This window comes from Cupriavidus gilardii (assembly GCF_013347325.1).
GTDB lineage: Bacteria > Pseudomonadota > Gammaproteobacteria > Burkholderiales > Burkholderiaceae > Cupriavidus > Cupriavidus gilardii.
The window spans coordinates 298,693-320,000 of sequence record NZ_CP054624.1 but is presented as its reverse complement, the minus strand read 5'-3'; the positions used below and the strand labels follow the sequence as shown (position 1 = coordinate 320,000).

Annotated in this window: 20 protein-coding genes (1 of these 20 running past the window's edge); 13 read left to right on the top strand and 7 right to left on the bottom strand. The window is 69.0% G+C overall.

Annotation, left to right across the window (positions count from 1 at the left end; translation table 11 throughout):
• Positions 1 to 135: the 3' portion of a hypothetical protein gene (locus tag FOB47_RS01480; protein ID WP_174779744.1), read on the top strand. Its footprint begins 102 nt before the window's first position; only the last 135 of its 237 coding nucleotides appear in the window; its start codon lies beyond the left edge, outside the window; it ends in the stop codon at positions 133 to 135.
• A 64-nt stretch (positions 136 to 199) separates the two neighbouring features.
• Here FOB47_RS01480 and FOB47_RS01475 read toward each other — a convergent pair whose 3' ends face one another.
• The gene (locus FOB47_RS01475; RefSeq protein WP_174779743.1) at positions 200 to 976 is read right to left on the bottom strand and encodes an enoyl-CoA hydratase; all 777 of its coding nucleotides are present in this window, start codon (positions 974 to 976) and stop codon (positions 200 to 202) included.
• A gap of 388 nt (positions 977 to 1,364) precedes the next feature.
• On the opposite strand from FOB47_RS01475, the gene paaG reads away from it, so the two are divergent.
• The 3 genes from paaG (at position 1,365) to paaK (ending at position 4,052) form a co-directional block, all read left to right on the top strand.
• Complete coding sequence (gene paaG / locus FOB47_RS01470; protein ID WP_174779742.1) at positions 1,365 to 2,186, top strand: 2-(1,2-epoxy-1,2-dihydrophenyl)acetyl-CoA isomerase PaaG; 822 nt, start codon at positions 1,365 to 1,367, stop codon at positions 2,184 to 2,186.
• Positions 2,187 to 2,216: 30 nt separating this feature from the next.
• Positions 2,217 to 2,660: a hydroxyphenylacetyl-CoA thioesterase PaaI gene (gene paaI, locus FOB47_RS01465; protein WP_053822586.1), complete on the top strand. Its 444-nt coding sequence runs from the start codon at positions 2,217 to 2,219 to the stop codon at positions 2,658 to 2,660.
• Positions 2,661 to 2,747: 87 nt separating this feature from the next.
• Positions 2,748 to 4,052, top strand: coding sequence for a phenylacetate--CoA ligase PaaK (gene paaK / locus FOB47_RS01460; protein ID WP_174779741.1), 1,305 nt, complete (start codon positions 2,748 to 2,750; stop codon positions 4,050 to 4,052).
• Positions 4,053 to 4,090: 38 nt separating this feature from the next.
• Here paaK and mltA read toward each other — a convergent pair whose 3' ends face one another.
• Positions 4,091 to 5,176 carry a murein transglycosylase A gene (gene mltA / locus FOB47_RS01455; protein ID WP_174779740.1) on the bottom strand — a complete coding sequence of 362 codons (1,086 nt, stop codon included), beginning with the start codon at positions 5,174 to 5,176 and terminating at the stop codon, positions 4,091 to 4,093.
• A 257-nt stretch (positions 5,177 to 5,433) separates the two neighbouring features.
• Between mltA and FOB47_RS01450 the strand changes: the two genes are divergently transcribed.
• Positions 5,434 to 5,682 (top strand): hypothetical protein, encoded by a 249-nt coding sequence (locus FOB47_RS01450; protein WP_174779739.1) that lies wholly within the window; start codon positions 5,434 to 5,436, stop codon positions 5,680 to 5,682.
• Positions 5,683 to 5,731: 49 nt separating this feature from the next.
• Here FOB47_RS01450 and apaG read toward each other — a convergent pair whose 3' ends face one another.
• Entirely contained in the window at positions 5,732 to 6,106 is a 375-nt protein-coding gene (apaG, locus tag FOB47_RS01445) for a Co2+/Mg2+ efflux protein ApaG (protein WP_174779738.1), read from the bottom strand.
• A 235-nt stretch (positions 6,107 to 6,341) separates the two neighbouring features.
• Here apaG and rpe point away from each other — a divergent pair, with 235 nt between their 5' ends.
• From rpe to trpE, 3 genes are all read left to right on the top strand, one after another.
• Entirely contained in the window at positions 6,342 to 7,043 is a 702-nt protein-coding gene (gene rpe, locus FOB47_RS01440; protein ID WP_174779737.1) for a ribulose-phosphate 3-epimerase, read from the top strand.
• Entirely contained in the window at positions 7,044 to 7,772 is a 729-nt protein-coding gene (gph, locus tag FOB47_RS01435; protein WP_053822591.1) for a phosphoglycolate phosphatase, read from the top strand.
• A gap of 459 nt (positions 7,773 to 8,231) precedes the next feature.
• Positions 8,232 to 9,752, top strand: a complete 1,521-nt coding sequence (gene trpE / locus FOB47_RS01430) for an anthranilate synthase component I (RefSeq protein ID WP_053822592.1) — start codon at positions 8,232 to 8,234, stop codon at positions 9,750 to 9,752.
• Between the two features lie 119 nt (positions 9,753 to 9,871).
• On the opposite strand, the gene pgaD is transcribed toward trpE, so the two are convergent.
• Genes pgaD through pgaA form a run of 4 tightly spaced genes read right to left on the bottom strand, consistent with a single transcriptional unit; the run spans position 9,872 to position 16,252 of the window.
• On the bottom strand, positions 9,872 to 10,345 hold the full coding sequence (gene pgaD, locus FOB47_RS01425; protein ID WP_174779736.1) for a poly-beta-1,6-N-acetyl-D-glucosamine biosynthesis protein PgaD: 474 nt from the start codon (positions 10,343 to 10,345) through the stop codon (positions 9,872 to 9,874).
• Positions 10,345 to 11,676, bottom strand: coding sequence for a poly-beta-1,6-N-acetyl-D-glucosamine synthase (pgaC, locus tag FOB47_RS01420; protein ID WP_174779735.1), 1,332 nt, complete (start codon positions 11,674 to 11,676; stop codon positions 10,345 to 10,347). Before pgaC ends, pgaD begins: the two co-directional genes overlap by 1 nt.
• Positions 11,673 to 13,700 carry a poly-beta-1,6-N-acetyl-D-glucosamine N-deacetylase PgaB gene (gene pgaB, locus FOB47_RS01415; RefSeq protein ID WP_174779734.1) on the bottom strand — a complete coding sequence of 676 codons (2,028 nt, stop codon included), beginning with the start codon at positions 13,698 to 13,700 and terminating at the stop codon, positions 11,673 to 11,675. The genes pgaC and pgaB overlap by 4 nt, the downstream gene beginning before the upstream one ends.
• Before the next feature lie 14 nt (positions 13,701 to 13,714).
• A complete protein-coding gene (gene pgaA / locus FOB47_RS01410) occupies positions 13,715 to 16,252 on the bottom strand; it encodes a poly-beta-1,6 N-acetyl-D-glucosamine export porin PgaA (RefSeq protein ID WP_244959247.1) in 2,538 nt (845 codons plus the stop codon).
• A gap of 875 nt (positions 16,253 to 17,127) precedes the next feature.
• Between pgaA and FOB47_RS01405 the strand changes: the two genes are divergently transcribed.
• From FOB47_RS01405 to FOB47_RS01385, 5 genes are all read left to right on the top strand, one after another.
• Positions 17,128 to 17,697 (top strand): aminodeoxychorismate/anthranilate synthase component II, encoded by a 570-nt coding sequence (locus FOB47_RS01405; RefSeq protein WP_053822595.1) that lies wholly within the window; start codon positions 17,128 to 17,130, stop codon positions 17,695 to 17,697.
• Between the two features lie 86 nt (positions 17,698 to 17,783).
• A complete protein-coding gene (gene trpD, locus FOB47_RS01400; protein ID WP_053822596.1) occupies positions 17,784 to 18,812 on the top strand; it encodes an anthranilate phosphoribosyltransferase in 1,029 nt (342 codons plus the stop codon).
• A gap of 16 nt (positions 18,813 to 18,828) precedes the next feature.
• The gene (gene trpC, locus FOB47_RS01395) at positions 18,829 to 19,632 is read left to right on the top strand and encodes an indole-3-glycerol phosphate synthase TrpC (RefSeq protein ID WP_174779733.1); all 804 of its coding nucleotides are present in this window, start codon (positions 18,829 to 18,831) and stop codon (positions 19,630 to 19,632) included.
• 44 nt (positions 19,633 to 19,676) lie between these two features.
• Positions 19,677 to 20,384: a CYTH domain-containing protein gene (locus tag FOB47_RS01390; RefSeq protein WP_174779732.1), complete on the top strand. Its 708-nt coding sequence runs from the start codon at positions 19,677 to 19,679 to the stop codon at positions 20,382 to 20,384.
• Positions 20,384 to 21,286, top strand: coding sequence for a uracil-DNA glycosylase (locus FOB47_RS01385; RefSeq protein WP_174779731.1), 903 nt, complete (start codon positions 20,384 to 20,386; stop codon positions 21,284 to 21,286). The genes FOB47_RS01390 and FOB47_RS01385 overlap by 1 nt, the downstream gene beginning before the upstream one ends.
• Positions 21,287 to 21,308: the final 22 nt, after the last annotated feature.

Here is a 21,308-nt window from a genome sequence, read left to right as displayed (position 1 = left end):
AAACGAGATTATGCAGAACATTTCGCTTCTCGTCAACAGGTTGTCAGCACTTTTTTGCTGCGGCTCCAGCACCGCAGTGCCTTCGCCTTCCCCGCCAACCTCGCCGCCGTTCGGCTGCGAGGGGGCGAATATTAAGGGAGTGCGCGCCGCCTGGCAATACCTTTGTCATCTTTTTATGCCAGGCGACACGGCAGCCGCTTCAGCGGTGCTGGAAGTTCGGCGCGCGCTTCTCGACGAAGGCGGCCATGCCCTCCTTCTGATCCTCGGTCGCGAAGGTCGAGTGGAACAGCCGGCGCTCCAGGCGCACGCCCTCGCTCAGCGAGGTCTCGTAGGCCGCGTTGACCGACTCCTTGATCATCATCACGACCGGCAGCGAGAAGCCGGCAATGGTTTCGGCAGCGCCGACCGCCTCGTCGATCAGCTTGTCCGCCGCCACCACGCGCGAGACCAGGCCGGCGCGCTCGGCTTCGGCCGCATCCATCATGCGCGCCGTCAGGCACATGTCCATCGCCTTGGCCTTGGAGACCGCGCGGGGCAGCCGCTGGGTGCCGCCGGCCCCCGGCATCGTGCCCAGCTTGATTTCCGGCTGGCCGAACTTGGCGGTGTCCGCCGCGATCACGATGTCGCACATCATCGCGAGCTCGCAGCCGCCGCCCAGCGCGTAGCCGGCCACCGCGGCGATCACGGGCTTGCGGATACGGCGGATCGTCTCCCAGTTGCGCGTGATGTACTCGCCCTTGTAGACGTCCATATAGCTGTACTTCGCCATCATGCCGATGTCGGCGCCCGCGGCGAAAGCGCGTTCGCTGCCGGTGATCACGATGCAGCCGATCGCCTCGTCCTGGTCGAACGCCGTCAGCGCGGCGCCCAGTTCGTCCATCAGCGCATCGTTGAGCGCGTTCAACGCCTTCGGACGATTCAGCGTCACCAGTCCGACGCGGCCACGGGTTTCCACCAGGATGTTGTCGTACGCCATAGGTTTCCTCTGTCTCCAATGAAAAGGAATGCCGGCCCACATGCGAGCCGGGAAGCATCGCTGCGCCAGCAACGATACCCGGCTTCGCCGTCAGCCGGCTACTGCAAGCACTACCGAGTTCACCGAGCCCACCGAGCCCACCGAGCCCACCGAGCTCACCGAACCTACCGGCCTACCGAGCATCGCGCGGCTCGGATCGACGCCGCGGTAATGGCAAACCGCAAACGATTAATGCTAACATTTGCCGACCGACTGGTCGGTTAATTAAAGCCACCGTCGCTCTTCCCTACAATGCCAGACGGAGCCGCCACCTGGCTTCGCCAACAACAACCTTCCGGAGCGGCCGGCGCAGCGCCGCCGCAACCGGGACATGGCAGGAGACAAGCCCATGCACGCCACGCCCACGCCGTCGCCCCGTACCGCCGTCGACGCCGGCCCGGTACTGCTCGCCTGGCATGGCGACGTCGCCGTCGTCACGCTGAACCGGCCCGACAAGCTCAACAGCTTCACCCGCGAGATGCATGCCGCGCTGGTGCAGGCACTGGACCACGCCGAAGCCGGCCATGCGCGCGCCCTGCTGCTGACCGGCGCGGGGCGCGGCTTCTGCGCCGGCCAGGACTTGGCGGATCTGGACTTCACGCCGGGCCGGATGACGGATCTCGGCGACCTGATCGACAGCGCCTTCAACCCGCTGGTGCGCCGGCTGCAAGCGATGCCGCTGCCGGTAATCGCCGCGGTCAACGGCACCGCCGCGGGCGCCGGCGCCAACCTGGCGCTGGCCTGCGACATCGTGCTGGCCGCCCGCTCGGCCAGTTTCATCCAGGCATTCATCAAGATCGGCCTGGTGCCCGATTCGGGCGGCACCTGGTTCCTGCCAAAGCGCCTCGGCATGGCACGCGCGCTGGGACTGGCGATGACCGGCGACAAGCTGTCCGCCGACGAGGCGGAGAAGTGGGGCCTGATCTGGGAAGCGATGGACGATCCACTGCTGATGGAGCAGGCGCTGGCACTGGCCACGCATCTGGCGGCGCAGCCGACCCGCGCACTGGCGGCGATCAAGCGCGCGATGTACGCCAGCGCGACGCAGACGCTGGACGCCCAGCTCGTCATGGAGCGCGACCTGCAGCGCGCGCTGGGCGGATCGCACGACTATGCGGAGGGCGTCAACGCCTTCCTCGAGAAGCGCGCCCCGCGTTTCACCGGGCAGTAACGCCCCCCTTCTTCCTTTCAGGAGATCCGCTTGACTCCCGATCCGCAAGCCTTGGCCGAAGCGGCCGCGGCCAGCATGTACGAGGCCGACAGCTGCAGCCGCTGGCTCGGCATGACCATCGACGCGATCGCCCCCGGCTATGCGCGGCTGTCGATGCCGGTACGCGACGAATTCCTGAACGGCCACGGCATCTGCCACGGCGGCCTGATGTTCACGCTGGCCGATTCCTGCTTCGCCTTCGCCTGCAACAGTCACAACATCAACACGGTCGCGGCCGGCTGCAGCATCGAGTTCCTCAAGCCGGTCCGCGGCGGCGACGTGCTGACCGCCGAGGCGACCGAGCAGGTCCTGTCGGGACGGCACGGCATCTACGACATCCGCGTGACCAACCGCGACGGCGAGGTGGTCGCGATGTTCCGCGGCAAGTCCGCGCAGATCAAGGGCCATGTCGTGCCGCCGCCCGAGGCCGGCTGACCGAAGACCGCAGCGCTGCGATCGCCCACCCGTCGCATTCCCACCCCGCAGCCACACCCGAAGCGCCACCCATAGCAGGAGAGAACGATGAGCACGCGCCTGACCGATCTGCCGCTGGAGCCGATCGAGACCGCCAGCCGCGACGAATTGCAGGCCTTGCAGCTGCAGCGCCTGAAGTGGTCGCTCGACCATGCCTATCAGCATTCGCCGGTCTATCGGCGTAAGTTCGACGAGGCGGGAGTGCACCCGGAAGATCTGAAATCGCTGGCCGACCTCGCGCGCTTCCCGTTCACGACCAAGCAGGATCTGCGCGACAACTACCCGTTCGGCATGTTCGCGGTGCCGCAGGACCAGGTCGCGCGGATCCACGCCTCCTCGGGCACCACCGGCAAACCCACGGTGGTCGGCTATACGCTGCGCGACATCGACACCTGGGCCACGGTGATGGCGCGCTCGATCCGCGCCTCCGGTGCGCGGCGCGGCGACAAGGTCCATATCAGCTACGGCTACGGGCTGTTCACCGGCGGCCTGGGCGCGCACTACGGCGTCGAGAAGGCGGGCCTGACCGCGATCCCGTTCGGCGGCGGCCAGACCGAGCGCCAGGTGCAGCTGATCCAGGACTTCCGCCCCGAGATCATCATGGTGACGCCCAGCTATATGCTGGCGATCGCCGACGAGTTCGAGCGCCAGGGGCTCGATCCGGCCGCCAGCTCGCTGCAGGTCGGCATCTTCGGCGCGGAGCCGTGGACGCCCGAGATGCGCGTGGCGATCGAGCGGCGGATGGGTATTTCGGCGGTCGACATCTACGGTTTATCCGAGGTGATGGGCCCCGGCGTGGCCAACGAGTGCGCGGAGACCAAGGACGGTCCGACCATCTGGGAGGACCACTTCTATCCCGAGATCATCGACCCGAACACCGGCGAGGTGCTGCCCGACGGCAGCTTCGGCGAACTGGTGTTCACGTCGCTGACCAAGGAGGCGCTGCCGATCGTCCGCTATCGCACGCGCGACCTGACCCGGCTGCTGCCCGGCACGGCGCGGCCGGCGTTCCGCCGGATGGAGAAGATCACCGGCCGCTCCGACGACATGATGATCATCCGCGGCGTCAACGTGTTTCCGTCGCAGATCGAGGAACTGATCCTGAAGCACGCCGAGCTGGCGCCGCACTACCAGTGCGTGCTGGGCAAGGAAGGCCATCTCGATACGCTGACGGTACGAGTCGAATGCGCGCATGGCGTCGAGCCGGACACCGTGCGCCAGGCGCGCGACACGCTGACGCACGAGATCAAGGCCTATATCGGCGTGACGGTCGCGCTCGAGATCCTGCCGTCTGGCGGCGTCGAGCGCTCGGTCGGCAAGGCCCGGCGGATCGTCGACCAGCGGCCGCGCTAGGCCGCCAAGCCGCCGTCCGCTCGCGGACCCGCCCGCGCTCAGCTGCGCGGCATCAGCACCCACATCCGGCCGGCCTGCTTCATGCGGCCGGCGGTCTCGCCCGCCGCATCGCCGGCGCCCCAGAAGAAGTCGGCGCGCACGCCGCCCTTGATCGCGCTGCCGGTGTCCTGCGCAAACACGAGCCGCTCGATCGGCTCGCTGGACAGCGGCCGCGTGGTCGACAGGAACACCGGCACGCCGAGCGGAATGGTGGCCGGATCGACCGCGATCGAGCGCTCCGCCGTCAGCGGCACGCCCAGCGCGCCGATCGGGCCGTCGTTGTTCGGCGGCAGCTCGCGGAAGAACACATAGCGCGGATTGACGTTCAGCATCTCCTCGACCCGCGCCGGGTTGGCGCGCGCCCAGGCCTTGATGCCCTGCATCGTGGCCTGCGCCGGCGTGATCTCGCCCCGGTCCAGCAGCCACTTGCCGAACGAGCGGAACGGCTGGTCGTTGGTGCCGCCGAAGCCGACCCGCATCATCGTGCCGTCGGCCAGCCGGATGCGGCCCGAGCCCTGGATCTGCAGGAAGGCCGCCTCGACCGCGTCATCGACCCAGACCACCTCGTTGCCGCGCAACGCCGGATCGCGCAGCAGCTGGGCCCGCGGCGGCAGCGGCCGGTTGCCCCATTGCGGCGGCTTGCGGTGCAGCGGAATCTGATAGGCGCCCTGGCGCGTATGCGAGCCGTGCAGGATCGGTTCGTAGTAGCCGGTCACCAGACCGCTGTCGGTGCCGTCGCCGTTGACGACGCGGTACGGCTGGAAATGCTGCTCGAAGTAGTTGCGCAGCGCCTGCGGGTCGCTGGCATCGACCATCAGCCCGGCCGTGCAGGGGCCGCGCCATTCGGCGCGCTTCTTCAGCGCCTGGCAGCTCGCCTGCAGCGCCGGCCATGCGGCCCGCACGTCGTCGCGCGTCCAGCCGCCGATCTCGCTCCAGCTCGCCGGCTGCAGCCGGCCCTTGCCGGCGGCACCGGTCACCGGGGGCGTCGGCTGCCCGGTCTCGATGCGCGGCGGCGGGCCGCTGACGCAACCGGCCAGCACGGCGGCCGCGCCGACGATGGCCCACAGCGCGCGGGCACCGGGCATACGGCGCGCGACGGCGGCAGAGCGGGGAGAAAGCGGGAAATAACGGCGGAGGGCGGAAACGGAGTCGTGGTCAGTCATCGTTTGCGGTGTGGTTGTCGCCGGGCGTGGGCCGCGGCGGCAAGGACAGTGGCTCTCAGTGGCTGGCGGCGGCAATGGCAAGGGCACCGGCCGGAGGGCGATGCCATACAATGCTCGGGGCCGATCCGGGCCGATTCTGCTGTGCCCGACCGGCTTTGCCTCGAACGCGGGAATCATCCATGAGCGAATTCTTTCAAGACCATCCCATGCTGCTGTTCGCCCTCGAGGCCGGCGTGGCGCTGTTTCTGCTGATCTTCATCGTGGTATGGACGATGGGCACGGCCAAGAAGCATCCGCGCCCCAGCCGCGCTCCGGCCGATCACCCGTCGCGCGCCGCTTCGGCAGCGCCGGGCCAGGCCGGTCAGGCAAGCCAGGCGGACCAGGCCGCGGGGCAGGCGCACAGCAAGGACAACCGGCCGGGCGTCTAGGTTCCGGCGCGGGTTCCCACCGCGGCCCGAACCCGTTGCCCGGCGCGCCTCAATGCAGCATGCGCGGCAGCACCAGCGCGAATTCGGGAATCGGTACCTCGAAGCGATGGCCGTCCTCGGCCACGCAGAAATACTTGCCCTTCATCGAGCCGACCGGCGTGGAGATCGTCGCCCAGCTGGTGTATTCGAAGTGCTCGCCCGGCTTGAGCAGCGGCTGGTGTCCGACCACGCCGAGCCCTGCCACTTCCTGCGTGGCGTTGTCGCTGTCGGTGATCTGCCAGTGCCGCGAGATCAGTTGGGCCGCGACCTCGCCGGTGTTCTGGATCGTGATGGTGTAGGCAAAGGCATGGCGTCCGTGTTCCGGGTCGGACTGATCGGTCAGATACTGCGTGCGCACGGAAACGGAAAAAGCGTACTCGCTCATTGTCGGGGGGCCGGTGGCAAGACAAGGTAGCGGCATTGTGCGGCAAGGGCAGGGGTGCGGCAAGTCGGGTCGGCGCCGCAGCCCGCGCGGAGCGGCGCCCGCCCCGCCGCCCTCGCCCGCCGCGAAGGCGGCGTAAAATGGCGCCCTTGCGCGCCGGCCGCAGCGGCGGGACGCGCCCTTGCCTCCTTGCCACGTCGCCACCAGCGCCGCAACCCAAGCCGTCACCCACGCCATCATGAGCACCCCGAACTATCGCATCGCCCCGTCCATCCTGTCCGCCGACTTCGCCCGCCTGGGCGAGGAAGTGCGCCGCGTCACCGAAGCCGGCGCCGACTGGATCCACTTCGACGTGATGGACAACCACTACGTGCCGAACCTGACGGTCGGCCCGCTGGTCTGCGAGGCGATCCGCCCGCACGTGACCGCGCCGATCGACGTGCACCTGATGGTCCAACCGGTCGACCGGATCATCCCGGATTTCGCCAAGGCCGGCGCCAACATCATTACCTTCCATCCCGAGGCGAGCGACCATGTCGACCGCTCGCTGGCGCTGATCCGCGATCACGGCTGCCAGGCCGGCCTGGTCTTCAACCCGGCCACGCCGCTGCACCATCTGGACCACGTGATGGACCGGCTCGACGTGATCCTGCTGATGTCGGTCAACCCGGGCTTCGGCGGCCAGGCCTTCATCCCCGAGACGCTGAACAAGCTGCGCGCGGTGCGCGAACGCATCGACGCCTATGCCGCCCGCACCGGCCGCACGATCCTGCTGGAAGTCGATGGCGGCGTGAAGGTCGAGAACATCGCGCAGATCGCCGCGGCCGGGGCCGACACCTTCGTCGCGGGCTCGGCGGTGTTCGGCAAGCCCGACGCCGACGGCGGCTATCGCGGCGTGCTGTCGGCCTTGCGCGCCGAACTGGCCAAGGTGGGCCAGTAAATGGAAGGGGCGACGCTCAAGCGCACCGACTGGCGCGGCATCCGCGGCGCCATCGTCGACCTGGACGGCACCATGGTCGATACCGCGGGAGACTTCCACGCGGCGGTCAACGCGATGCTGCAGGCGCTGTCGCATCTGCATCCGGCGCTCGGCGAGATCGCCCCGCTGCCGCTGCCCGAGATCGTCAGCTTCGTCGGCAAGGGCTCGGAGAACCTGATCCGGCGCGTGCTCGACACGCGCCTGCCGCCCGCCGCGGCCAACGGCTTGTTCGCCGACGCGCTGGCCCTGTACAACCGCGAATACCTGCGCATCAACGGCCAGTTCTCGGCGCTCTATCCCGGCGTCGAGGCCGGTCTCGCGGCGTTGAAGGCGGCCGGCCTGCGGCTGGCCTGCGTCACCAACAAGCCGCACGACTTCACCGCGCCGCTGCTCGACAAGCTGGGCCTGGCGCCCTGTTTCGAGCTGGTCTACGGCGGCGATGCCTTTCCGTTCCGCAAGCCGGACCCGCTGCCGCTGCTGAAGGTCTGCGAGGCGTTCCGGCTCGAACCGGCGCAGATGGTGGCGATCGGCGACTCGGAAAACGACGCGATGGCGGCCCGCGCGGCCGGCATCGGCGTGCTGCTGGTGCCCTACGGCTACAACCATGGCAACCCTGTACAAGGCGTCGACGCCGATGGTATAGTCGGCTCGCTTGTCAAGGCTGCTGAGGTCTTGACGGCACACCGGTAGTCTCCGGCCACGGCGCGGCAGCCGCACGGCACGCGCCCTGCCCGATCCGCGAGACCGCCCTCTCCGCATCCCGCGCAGACCCCCAGAACACGACTTCATGTTCCTGAACCGCAAACGCATCTTTACTGACAGTGATCGGCAGGCCTGGCCCTGGCGTCGCTGGCGCGCCTCCCAACAGGCGTAAAGTGCGTTCGCGACTGCGCTGATCGCGTCCGGCCTGGCCATCGGCAAGGCATTGCGATCAGACCGGCGGTCCTGCCGGCCCGGTTTTCCTTCCCGGCAATCCCTGCTAGCGTTACCCGAACGCGCAATACGCCCGCTGGCTCGACATGGAGCGACAGTGGCGTTCCGGCGAGCCGCCCGACGGGGCCGGTGCTTCGGCCATCCTGCCCCTCCCAGAATCGCCCGCCGGGGATCACCTTGTCGCCGCGCCCCGGTGCGCCGTCCCAGAGGACCGTCATGACCGAACTCGAATTCAAATCGCTGGCCGACCAGGGCTACAACCGCATTCCGCTGATCGCCGAGGCCTTCGCCGACCTCGAAACGCCGCTGTCGCTGTATCTGAAGCTGGCACAGTCGCAAACGCGCGGCGTCAACACCTTTCTGCTCGAATCGGTGGTCGGCGGCGAACGCTTCGGCCGCTATTCCTTCATCGGCCTGCATGCGCGCACGCTGCTGCGCGCCTACGGGCAACGCACCGAAGTCGTCACCGACGGCAAGGTGGTCGAGACCCACGAGGGCAATCCGCTGGACTTCATCGCCGCCTTCGAGCGGCGCTTCAAGGTCGCGCTGCGCCCCGGCCTGCCCCGCTTCTGCGGCGGCCTCGCCGGTTATTTCGGCTACGACACGGTGCGCTACATCGAGAAGAAGCTGGCCAACACGCAGAAGCCCGACGACCTCGGCCTGCCCGACATCCAGCTGCTGCTGTGCGAGGAACTGGCCGTCATCGACAACCTGTCGGGCAAGCTCTATCTGATCGTCTACGCCGACCCCGGCATGCCCGAGGCCTATTCGCGCGCGCGCCAGCGCCTGCGCGACCTGCGCATGAAGCTGCGCCAGCCGGTCGACGTGCCGGTCACCAGCCCGTCGGTGCAGACCGAGGTCTACCGCGAATTCGACAAGGCGGACTATCTGGCCGCAGTGGCCAAGGCCAAGGAGTACATCGTGGCCGGCGACATGATGCAGGTGCAGATCGGCCAGCGGCTGACCAAGCCCTACCGCGACGCGCCGCTGTCGCTGTACCGCGCGCTGCGTTCGCTGAACCCGTCGCCGTACATGTACTTCTACAACTTCGGCGATTTCCAGATCGTCGGCGCGTCGCCGGAAATCCTGGTGCGGCAGGAAACGCGCCGCACCAGCGAACAGGGCGAGACACGCTCGCGCCGTGTGGTGACGATCCGCCCGCTGGCCGGCACGCGGCCGCGCGGCAATACGCCCGAGCGCGACGCACAGCTGGCCACCGAGCTGCTCAACGATCCGAAGGAGATCGCCGAGCATGTGATGCTGATCGACCTGGCCCGCAACGACATCGGCCGCATCGCGGAAACCGGCTCGGTCAAGGTCACCGACCAGATGGTGATCGAGAAATACTCGCACGTGCAGCACATCGTCAGCTCGGTCGAGGGCACGCTGAAGGACGGCATCAGCAATCTGGACGTGCTGCGCGCGACCTTCCCCGCCGGCACGCTGAGCGGCGCGCCGAAGGTGCGGGCCATGGAAATCATCGACGAGCTCGAACCGCGCAAGCGCGGCATCTACGGCGGCGCGGTCGGCTACCTGTCGTTCGGCGGCGAGATGGACCTGGCGATCGCGATCCGCACCGGCATCGTCAAGGATGGCAATCTGTATGTGCAGGCGGCCGCCGGCATCGTGGCCGATTCGGATCCCGAGGCCGAATGGCGCGAGACCGAGGCGAAGGCGCGCGCGGTGATCCGCGCCGCCGAGCAGGTCCAGGACGGGCTGGACTCGGACTTCGCGTAAGCGCCGGCTGCAGCCCAGGGAGTTTGTCGCCCCCGCGCACGCGGGGGCCCAGCGTCTTCCCTCCGGGCTGAAAAATGGAAAAAGCCACTGGGTTCCCCCCTGCGCGGGAACGACCAGCGTTACTTCACCGCGGCAGTTTCCCGGGCCGGCGCTTGCACCGCATGCGGCAGATGCACGTCCGCGATCGTGCCGTCGCCCTCATGGTCGACCACCGCCACCTTGGCCCGCTGCAGCGCGTGCAACTGCTGGCGCGACACGTGAAAGCTGCGCGCCAGTTCGTCGTCGCGCAGCGCCGGGATCGGCTTGCGCCGATCGAGGCCGGAGAAGCGGTACTGGTTGTAGAGCGCCCAGCTCAGCAGCACCACGCCATTGAACAGCCCCACCACCACGTAGATCGACAGCGTGCCCGCGGTCGGCAGCAGTGCCGACCAGAACGGCACGTCCGGACCCGCATTGGCGTGCCGCAGCACCGCCTGCAGCCCGGTCACGCACAGGTAGCCGAAGCCGATCCAGGCCAGCGCGGTCAGCAGCGCGTCGATCAGCCAGCCCAGCCGCGTGCGCCTGGTGCGAACGATCATGTCATCGGGATTCATCACGACCTCATCGATTTGATGCCGCGATCCGGGCTGGTCCAACGGGCGCGGCGCCGGGTCTTGAGCATGACTTTGGGGAAGGCCATCAGCGTGGTCAGCATGCCGATCATCCAGAAGGCCAGCGGATACCAGATCGTCCAGTACATCGAGCGGCCCAGCTTCGGCTCGTAGCGGCGGTCGATCGCCACGCTGATCGCGAACTGCAGCACGCACACCACCGCCAGCACCATGCCGGTAAAGCCTGGCGGCACCAGCTTCTCGATGCGGACGTTGTCGGGCAGGTCGACGAAATGGCCCAGTGCCCACAGGATGATCGACATCGCGAAGATGAAGGCCCAGCCCGCGGACAGGCAGTACTCGGCCATCAGCGGCCACAGCCGGCGATGGCGCCAGATCCAGATCGAGCGCACGTTCTTCAGGAACACCTCGGCGCCGCCCTGTGCCCAGCGCAGGCGCTGCTTCCACAGGCCGCGCAGCGTCTCGGGCATCAGGATCCAGCACAGCGCGCGCGGCTCGTAGAAGATCGACCAGTGGTCGCGCTGCAGCTTCCAGCTGATGTCGATGTCCTCGGTGATCATGTCCAGGCTCCAGTAGCCGGCCCGATCGAGCGCGCGGCGGCGGAAGGCCGCGACCACGCCGGACACCGTGAACACCTGGCCGTAGACGCGCTGGGTCCGCTTGATCAGCCCGATGATCGACGAGAACTCGCCGACCTGGATGCGGCCGATCAGCGTCGAGCGGGTGCGGATGCGCGGGTTGCCGGTCACCGCGCCGACGCGCGGGTTGTCGACCATCGGCGCGACCAGATAGGCAGCCGCATCCGGATCGAGCACCGCGTCGCCGTCGATGCAGACCAGATACTCGCCGCGCGCGGCCAGCGCGCCCATGCGCAGCGCCATCGCCTTGCCCTGGTTCTGGGCCAGGTGAACCACGCGCAGCCGCTCGTGCCTGGCCGCCATCGCATCGAGCAGCGCGCCGGTGCCGTCGCGCGAACCGTCGTTGATGGCGATCACCTCGAAGTTCGGATAGCGCTGGCCGAGCGCGGCGAGCAGTGTTTCCTCGCCGTTCTTCTCCTCGTTGAAGCACGGCACCAGGATCGAGATGAAGGGCTCGCCGGCCACCTTGGGCGGCTGGCGGTGTTCGTCCCAGGACCACTTGCGTTCCCAGTGCCACCAGTAATAGACGCCGCCGGCCATCCACAGTCCCGACATGAACAGCGGATAGAAGAAGACGAAGGCAAGCAGCAGGTCGCCGGTCGCCAGCACGGCCAGGCCGATCGGCAGGCCGAGCGCGATGCACAGGACGATCAGGGCAAATAGACGTTCGATCATGGCGCGGGGTACCAGGCGTTGGACAGCGCCGGCCGGATCACGTCGAGCCGAGGCTGGTTGTTATGGAAGTCGTCCGGGTAGTAGCCGAAGTTGCGGGCGCCGCGGCGCTGCAGGCGCTGCATCCAGCCCGCCAGCACGGCACTGTCCACCGGCGGCGCATCGGCCTTGCGCCAGTCGCGGCTCTGCAGCTCGAACACCGTGCGGCGCAGCGCGCCCGGGCGCTTGGCGACGGTGTCGACCATCGAGTCGAGCCACGCGTTCTCCTTGCCGGCCGGCACCTGCTCCATGTACGGCATGGCCATCGGCGCGGTCCAGTCGTAGGCGGCGAGGAAGTCGTCGAGGTTCTGCGCGAACCAGGCCTCGCTCTCCGGCTGCAGGATCGGCGCGGCGAAGATGTTGCGCGCAGTCTTGATCGCCGGACCGCGAATGGCGCGCACCCGGGCGGTCAGCTCGTGCGTGAAGTCGACCAGCGCACGGCTCTTGAAGCGCGTCCAGCGCTGCATCGTCTCCGGATTGGCACGCAGCGCCTCGATCGAGTCGGGCAGCCCGGCCTTGCGATAGGCCGCCAGCGCCGGCGCGCTGGCATCCTCGAAGTCGCTCATCACGGCGTCGTCGTGGAACAGGATGCCGTCGAACACCGCATGGCGCGCCAGGTCCTCGTACAGCTCGCCGATGCGCTGGCGGGCCACCGGATCGAACGGCGACAGGCGCCGGTACTGCTTCGGATCGACGTCGATGCCGCCGGTCTTCGGATCCCAGCGCGACACGCGGGCGATCGACTTGTCCAGGTCCAGCGCCAGCACCGGCATCCACGCATAGAGCTTGACGTTGGTCCGGTTCCGCAACTGCCAGGCGACGCGGTTGAACAGATCGGCGCGCACCGGCAGCACGCGGTTGGGGAAGTACACCGACTTGACCAGGCCGCTGGCATCGGGATCCGCAAAGGCCTGCAGGAACACCGTGTCGATCTTCAGGTCGTAGATGCGCTGCACCAGCTTGTCCAGATTGCGGTCGACCTGGGCCGGATCGGCATCGTAGATATAGTCCAGATCGACGTGGGCGACGCGCATGTTCTGCTGCTGCTCCATCTCGACCACCGATTGCGCGAAGCCGCGCAGGCCAGGGTCGTCGCCGATCAGCAGGCGGGCGCCGGACATCATCTTGTCCACCGTCGCGAGCCCGTCTTCCAGCGTCAGCGCCATCTGGTAGCCGTTCTCGCCGATGATGCGCAGCGCCGAGCCGCTCTCGGCGCCGTACGGCCAGATCCAGACACGCACCGGCTTGCCGGTGATGCGGCGAACCTTCTCGGTGATCCGCTGCACGTCGTCGCGCACGCGCTTCTCATAGGCGGCGTCGCTCTCGTAGGTGCCCGTCTTGCTGTCGTAGGCATGCACCGCGGCCACCGGCTGCGTGTTGCCCTGCGGATTGGCCAGCACGCCGTAGTGGTGCGCGTCGGTATGGGCGCCGATCTCGACCAGACCCGAGGCGGCGATCTCGCGCACCTGCTGCCAGGTCAGCATGCGGTCCCGCTCGGTCGGCGTGCCGCCGAAATCGACGGGCTTGTTCTCGGGCGTATCGAGCCACACGCCGACCGGCGCCAGCACGGCGGGCCAGCGATAGGCCTTCAGGATCGGCAGCACGCGCGTATGGAAGCTGCGATAGCCGTCGTCGAAGGTCAGCAGCACCGCGCGGTCCGGCAGCGCCGGGCCGCCGTTGCGGGCGGCCAGGATCTGGTCGACCGTGACCGGCCGATAGCCGTTCTCGCGCAGCCAGGCCAGCTGGCGGATCAGATGGTCGGTGCGTACGCTCAGATAGGCCTGGTCCGGATCGCGGTCCTCCACGTCGTGGTACGCCAGCACCGCGACATGGTTGCGCGGCCACGGTTGCTCGGCCTTCGCGACAGGCCGGTCGGCCGGCGGCGTGAACACCGGAATGTCCTTGGCGCAGGCGGCCAGCAGCAACGTGGCCAGCGCCAGCAACAGCATCAGAAAAGCGCGATAAGGGCGCATCAAGGTTGCGTCCATGGCATGCATCCCGTTCAGAATCGGTAGGTCAGGTCGAACACGATGCGCAGTTCGCGCTCGCGCTGGCCGTCGTACGGTCGGCTGGTGCCGGTGATCGTGGCGCCGACGTCGAACACGTCGTTGGTGCGGAAGCGCTGGCCATAGCCGATCATCATGATGGCGCCGGTGCCGTAGCCGCGCTGCGCGTAGGCGCCCGCGCCGGCGAGGAACTGCTGTTCCCACACGGTCTCGTAGCGGCGATGCAGCGTGTGCGTCAGCCGCACCGACGGCAGCATGGTCAGGTCCGAGCGCGGGTTGTAGTACGGCGTGTCCCGGCGCGTATTGCGCGAGGCCCAGATGTCGACCAGCAGGTCGCCCTTCAGGTGCGGCGCGGTGTAGAAGCGCTGCACGCCGGCGACACCGCCCTCGAGGCGATCGTTGCCGTCGCTGAAGCGCGACGGCGCCACCGTGAACATCCACTCGCTGCGCTCGCTGGCGCGGTAGCGCGCGAACGCCGCCAACGTATCGGCGTAGATGCCCTGCTTCAGCGCCCGCAGCGGCGTGCCGGTCGAGCGCAGCGCGCCCGAGGCGCCGACCTGCCAGCGGTCGTCGATGTCGTATTGCGCCGACAGCCGGCCGCCGGCACGGCCGCCGTTGCCGCCGCCATAGTCGTGCGCCGAGACCTCGCCCTCCAGCGTCAGGTCGCGCACGCGGTATTGCACGCCGGTGCGCGCCCAGCGGTAGTCGACGCTGCCTTCCTGGAAGCGGCCGGTCGCATAGCCGATGCCGCCGAAGGCGCGCCAGTCGTAGTGGATCGGCGGGCTGTACAGCACCGCCTCGATGCCGAAGTTGCCGTTGCCGACCACGGCGCTGTCGTTGGCGAGGCCCCGATAGCCCTCGATGCGCAGCTCCGACTTGTTGTGGACCTGCCAGTCGCGGTCCAGGCGCCGGACCGCAAGGTCTTCGGGATAGCGCGCCATCGTGTCGTTGCGCAGCATCTCGGCCTGGCGCCATTCCTGCAGGTCCAGCGCGGCATGGCCCTGCTGCACCTCGAGCGGCACGGCGCGCGGCGCCAGCGTTTCGGCCAGCTTCAGCTCGCCCTCGGCCTGGCGCGGCCAGCCGCGGGCCCGGTACAGCTCGGCCAGCAGCACGCGCAGCCGCGAATTGCCCGGTGCATGGCTGACCAGCTCCTCGAGCCGCTGCTGCGCGTCGACGGTGTCGTCGGCCTGCCGGCGCGAACGCGCGCTGACCTCGGCGGCATCGAGCCACAGATCGTTCGGCTGCCGCGTCGGCTGGCCGCGCAGCCACCGCCAGCGCGGTTGCTCGGCGCTGGCCTGCTCCACCACCTCGCCGGCCGGCGGAAACTTCTCGGCCTCGGCATGCGCGAAGTACAGACCCGTCTGCGCTGCCAGCCGCGCCTCGGCGTCGCCGCCCGGCGGATAGGCCTCGCGGATTGCCTGCGCGTACAGCGTCTCGGCCTGTTCGGGATGACGCAGATAGAGATAGGCCGCGGCCACGTCGGACAACGCAAAGGCCGGGACCTCGACGCCCTCGGCCCGCAGCGCCTCGTATTCGTCGACCAGGTCCTGCATCCGCACGCGCGCATGCAGCGCGGCGAGCCGGTCGATGCGGGCGCGGCGCAGCTGGGCCTCGCCGCGCGGGCCGGTGCCGCGCAGTTGCGGCAGCAGTTGCTCGTAGCGGGCCAGCGCGCGGTCGGCGATGGCGAAGCGCTCGGCTTCGGTCCGGGTCGGCATGTCGGCAAGCCGCACCTGTTCGGCGGTCGCGTCCAGTTCCAGTTCGAGCCGGTCGGCCCGGTCCAGCAGGCCGGGATGTTCGTCCGCCACGCGCAGCGCGGCTTCCGGCAGTCCGGCATGCTCGAGCGCGCGTACGTATTCGCGCACCACGTCCTTGCGCTGCGGGGCCAGGCCATGCGCGCGGTCGGCCTCGAACAGCGCCTCGTACGGATCGTTGGCGCGGGTATGCGCGTAGGCCAGCGCAATCCGGGCATCGGGGCTGGTCGGCTGCCGCTCGACCAGCGCCCTGCCCGCCGCGACGGCGTCGGCGGTGCGGCCGCTGTCGGCCAGCACCAGGATCTCGCCCAGGGCAAAGTCCTGGCGCGCCGGGAAACGTTGCCGGCCTTCGCGATAGTGCGCCAGCGACGCGTCCCACTGGCGCTCGTCGCGCTCGGCGCGTGCGACGGCGGCCAGCACCTCGGCAGGCAGCTGGCTGGCGTCGCCGCCAAGGCCGCGATACGTCTCGAGGACCTCGGCGGGGCGGCCGGCCCAGCCGGCGATGATCATGCGGTCGTAGGCGGCGCGGCGGTCGGCCGGCGCCTGCGCCAGCCGCTCGCGCAGCGCGGTCAGCGCCGGTTCGTAGTCGCCGGCGCGGGCGCGCTGGATCAGCGCATCGTATTGCTGGCCGGCCTGCGCCGGTGCGGCATGTGCCGGCACCGCCAGGCACGACATCGCCGCCGCCAGCCCGACGGCCAGCTGCACCGGGGTACGCCGCCGCAACGCCGGCAGACGGCGGCTATCGGCCGGAACGCGGGCAGGAGAGCGCGAATGACGCGTCATCAAAGACTCCATTGGGACTCCGCAGCCTGTCTCGCTGTGATGGTCAAGCGCCCGCGGCGTGCATCGATGGCGCGCACGCGAGTCCGTTATCGGCTAGGGAAGGGCGGCACGAGGGCACGGAACCCGATCGGGTCTGTCCCGCCTGCGGAGATCGACGGGGGAGGACCTACGGGATCCGGCGGGCACCGAAGAACCGCGCCGGATGGCCATCGCAGAGGGGATGGCGTCGTGCAACCGCAACCGCTGCAATGGCGCAAGGTGCGGAGCCGCAAAACTTCGCAAAGTGTAGTGAAGAAGCTGAAAATCGATTGTGAACGATAGAAAACGCGCCAAATTCCGCTTCCGCCGCCCCCAACCCTGGTTGGGGATTGCGGCACGGGCCCGCCGCCGGGGAGCGCCTACGCTCGACACCGGCGTGCGAGGCAAGTTAAAGTAGCGACTTCGTTGCGGATGCGCGGTGCCCCACAAAGCGTCGCTTTCCGTGTAACCTCCGAACACAGACCGATCACCCTCGATCGACCTGATCACCCAATCGTCCGACCTAGAACCACGATGACCTTCCGGGCTCCGACCGTTTCGTCGCATTCGTCCCGTTGGTGGCGCTTCCACTAGGAAGCGGCACGTCGTTGCGTTCTTGTTCGCACCTTGCCGCCGTTCCGGTTGGCAAACGTGCGGTCCGACAGCTCACCGGTGCGGCGGCTCCTAGATACCCAGGAGATCTGCCGATGCCGTCGAACCCCTCCCCCGCTTCAACCGTTCCGATTCGCCGCTGCGCGCCAGCCCGCGGCCGTCGCTTCGTGCGTCCGCGCGCCGCCAGGCCGCTTGGCAAGGCGCACGTGCGTTCCATGTCCACCAATTTCCAAGCCGGGTGAATCATGCTGCTGATGATCGACAACTACGACTCGTTCACCTACAACCTGGTGCAGTACTTCGGCGAACTCGGCGCCGACGTGCGGACCCACCGCAACGACGAGATCACGATCGATGAAATCGAGGCGCTGGCGCCCGAGCGCATCTGCATCTCGCCCGGCCCGTGCAGCCCCGCCGAGGCCGGCATCTCGGTGGCCGTGCTCAAGCACTTCGCCGGCAAGCTGCCGATCCTGGGCGTGTGCCTGGGCCATCAGGCGATCGGCGAGGCGTTCGGCGGCAAGGTGATCCGCGCCAAGCAGGTGATGCACGGCAAGGTCAGCCGCATCGAGACCACGCAGCAGGGCGTGTTCGCCGGCCTGCCCAGGGCGTTCGACGTGACGCGCTATCATTCGCTGGCGATCGAGCGCGAGACGCTGCCCGACTGCCTCGAGGTCACCGCATGGACCCCCGACGGCGAGATCATGGGCGTGCGGCACAAGCAGTTCGCGATCGAGGGCGTGCAGTTTCATCCCGAGTCGATCCTGTCCGAACACGGCCACACGCTGCTGGACAACTTCCTGAAGGCGGCGCGATGAAACGGCTCGACGCCCCGCTCGCCCCTGCCCTTGCTCCCGCCCCCTCACGCGACCGATCGAACGAACCCCACGCCTGCGAGACCGCCATGCCCATCACGCCCCAGGAAGCGCTGACGCGCTGCATCGAACACCGCGAGATCTTCCACGACGAGATGCTGCATCTGATGCGGCAGATCATGCAGGCGCAGATCTCGCCGGTAATGGCCGCCGCGATCCTGACCGGGCTGCGCGTCAAGAAGGAGACCATCGGCGAGATCACCGCCGCCGCGCAGGTGATGCGCGAATTCGCCAACAAGGTCACGGTGTCCGAGCGCGAGCATTTCGTCGACATCGTCGGCACCGGCGGCGACGGCTCGCATACGTTCAATATCTCGACCGCGTCGATGTTCGTCGCGGCCGCGGCCGGCGCGCGCATCGCCAAGCACGGCAACCGCGGCGTCAGCTCGAAGTCCGGCAGCGCCGACGTGCTGGAGGCGCTCGGCGTCAACATCATGCTGACGCCCGAGCAAGTCGGCCGGTGCATCGAACAGACCGGCATCGGCTTCATGTTCGCGCCGACGCACCATCCCGCGATGAAGAACGTCGCGCCGATCCGCAAGGAGATGGGCGTTCGCACGATCTTCAACATCCTGGGCCCGCTGACCAACCCGGCCGACGCGCCCAATATCCTGATGGGCGTGTTCCACCCCGATCTGGTCGGCATCCAGGTCCGCGTGATGCAGCGCCTGGGCGCCCGTCACGCGCTGGTGGTCTACGGCAAGGACGGCATGGACGAGGTGTCGCTGGGCGCCGCCACGCTGGTCGGCGAGCTCAAGGACGGCGAGGTGCGCGAGTACGAGATCCATCCGGAGGACTTCGGGCTGTCGATGATCTCCAACCGCGGCCTGAAGGTCGCCGACGCTGCCGAATCGAAAGAGATGCTGCTCGAGGCGCTGTCCAACGTGCCGGGCACTCCGCGCGAGATCGTGTCGCTGAACGCCGGCACCGCGCTGTATGCGGCCAATGTCGCGTCGTCGATCGAGGACGGCATCGCCCGCGCGCGCGAGGCGATCGCCAGCGGCGCTGCGCGCGCCAAGCTCGACGAGTTCGTGCAGGCGACGCGGCAGTTCCAGTAATCAGAGGCAAGCAAGCATGTCCGACATCCTGCAGAAGATCCTGGCCGTCAAGGCCGACGAAGTCAGCGCCGCGCGCAAGCGCCGCGACCTGCCCAGTCTGCGCGCCGAAGCGGAGAGCCTGCGCGCAGAACCCGGCCTGGCGCCGCGCGGATTCGGCGCGGCATTGCGCGCGAAGATCGGGGCCGGCCACGCCGGCGTGATCGCCGAGATCAAGAAGGCGTCGCCGTCCAAGGGCGTGCTGCGCGAGCATTTCGTGCCCGAAGCGATCGCCGAGAGCTACGCCGGCCATGGCGCGGCCTGCCTGTCGGTGCTGACCGACGAACACTTCTTCCAGGGCCATGCCGACTACCTGCGCCGCGCACGTGGCGCCTGCCCGCTGCCGGCGCTGCGCAAGGACTTCATGGTGGACCTGTACCAGGTCTACGAGGCCCGCACCTGGGGAGCCGATGCGATCCTGCTGATCGTCGCCGCGCTCGATCCGGGCCTGATGGCCGACCTCGAGGCCTGCGCGCACGAACTGGGCATGGACGTGGTGGTCGAGGTCCACGACGGCGCCGAGCTCGAAGCGGCGCTGCGGCTGAAGACGCCGCTGGTCGGCGTCAACAACCGCAATCTGCGCACCTTCGAGGTCTCGCTGCAGAACACGCTGGACCTGCTGCCGGCGATGCCGGCGGACCGGCTGGTGGTCACCGAGTCCGGCATTCTCGGACCGGACGACGTGTCCCGGATGCGCGAGGCCAATGTGCACGCCTTCCTGGTCGGCGAAGCGTTCATGCGCGCCAAGGACCCGGGCGCCGAGCTGGCCCGGCTGTTCGCCTGATTTCCACCATTCACCGCTCTTACGGCGGCGCACCGACCGATCCGATGGCCCAGGAAATCGAACTGAAACTGGCAGTACCCGATGCCGCCGCCGCGGCTGCGCTGGTGGCCTGGCTCGACGCCAACGCGCAGGCCGTCGGCGAATCGCATCTGCTCAACGTCTATTTCGACACGCCGGCCCATGAGCTGGCGCAGGCGCGCGCCGCGCTGCGGCTGCGCCGCGACGGCAAGCGCTGGCTGCAGACGTTGAAGACCGCCGGGCGCAGCGAGGCCGGGCTGGCCACGCGCAACGAATGGGAGACCGAGGTCGCCGGCGAAGCGCTGGAGCCGGCGAAGCTCGACGACGAGGCGCGCGCGCTGCTCGAGCCGCTGCTGGGCCGGCTGCGGCCGGTGTTCCGCACCGATTTCGTGCGGCGGACCTGGCGGCTGCGCTGCCCGCTGACCGGCGCCGGCGCCGGCGAGACACACGGGCAAGCGCAGGGCGAAGCCGAAATCGAAGCGGCGCTGGACGCCGGCGTGATCGCCGCGGTGTCGGAGGATGGCACCACGCCGGCGTCGGGGTCGGCGCGCGAGACCATCCATGAACTCGAACTGGAATGGCTGTCGGGCGATCCGTCACAGGCTGCCGCGACGCTGCGCGCGCTCGGCGAGCGGCTCGGCGCGGTCGCCGCGCTGACGCCGTCGGACCGCAGCAAGGCCGCGCGCGGCTACGCGTTGGCCAAGCAAGCCGGCTCGCCGGCGGGAGCCGCCTGATGGGCCGCCGTCCGAACCGATCTGCCGCCGAAACCGGCCAGGGCGAACTGTTCGCCGGCGTGGCGAGCGATGCCGGCGCCGACGCAAGGGCCGATACGCAGGCCGACGCACAGACCGACGCAGACGCCAATGCACCCGCCAATGCCGCGCCCGCCAGCGCGCCGCCGCCCCGGTGGACGCCGCTGGCGGCGCAGGCCGACGCCCTGCCGCCCGCCTGGCGCGCGCTGCTGGCGCCGTGCCTGGCCACGCCCGCATGGCAGCGGCTCGCCGACTTCGTCGACGGCGAACGCGCCGCCGGCAAGCCGGTGTTCCCGCGCGACGTCTTCCACGCGCTGCATCTGACGCCGCCCGAGGCGGTCAAGGTCGTGATCCTCGGCCAGGACCCCTATCACGGCGTCGGCGTGGTCGATGGCATCGAGGTGCCGCAGGCGCATGGCCTGGCCTTTTCGGTGCCGGACGGCGTGCGGGTGCCGCCGAGCCTGCGCAATATCTTCAAGGAAATCGCCGCCGAGTACGGCGACCCGGCGGTGGCGCGGCCCACGGCCTCCGGCAATCTGGAAGGCTGGGCGCGGCAGGGCGTGCTGCTGCTGAACACCGTGCTGACCGTCGAGCAGGGACAAGCCGCCAGCCACGCCCGGCGCGGCTGGGAAGCGGTCACCGACTGCCTGATCGCGGCGCTGGCGGCCAGCCGAGAGCATCTGGTGTTTCTGCTGTGGGGCAGCCACGCGCAGGCCAAGAAGGACCTGCTGACCGGCGAGCACTGCATCCTGGAGGCGCCGCACCCGTCGCCGCTGTCTGCCCATCGCGGCTTTCTTGGCTGCGGGCATTTCCGCCTCGCCAACGACTGGCTGGTCGAGCACCAGCGCGAGCCGATCGACTGGAGCGCGCACCAGGCGCGATGACACCAGGCGCGAATGTATCGTC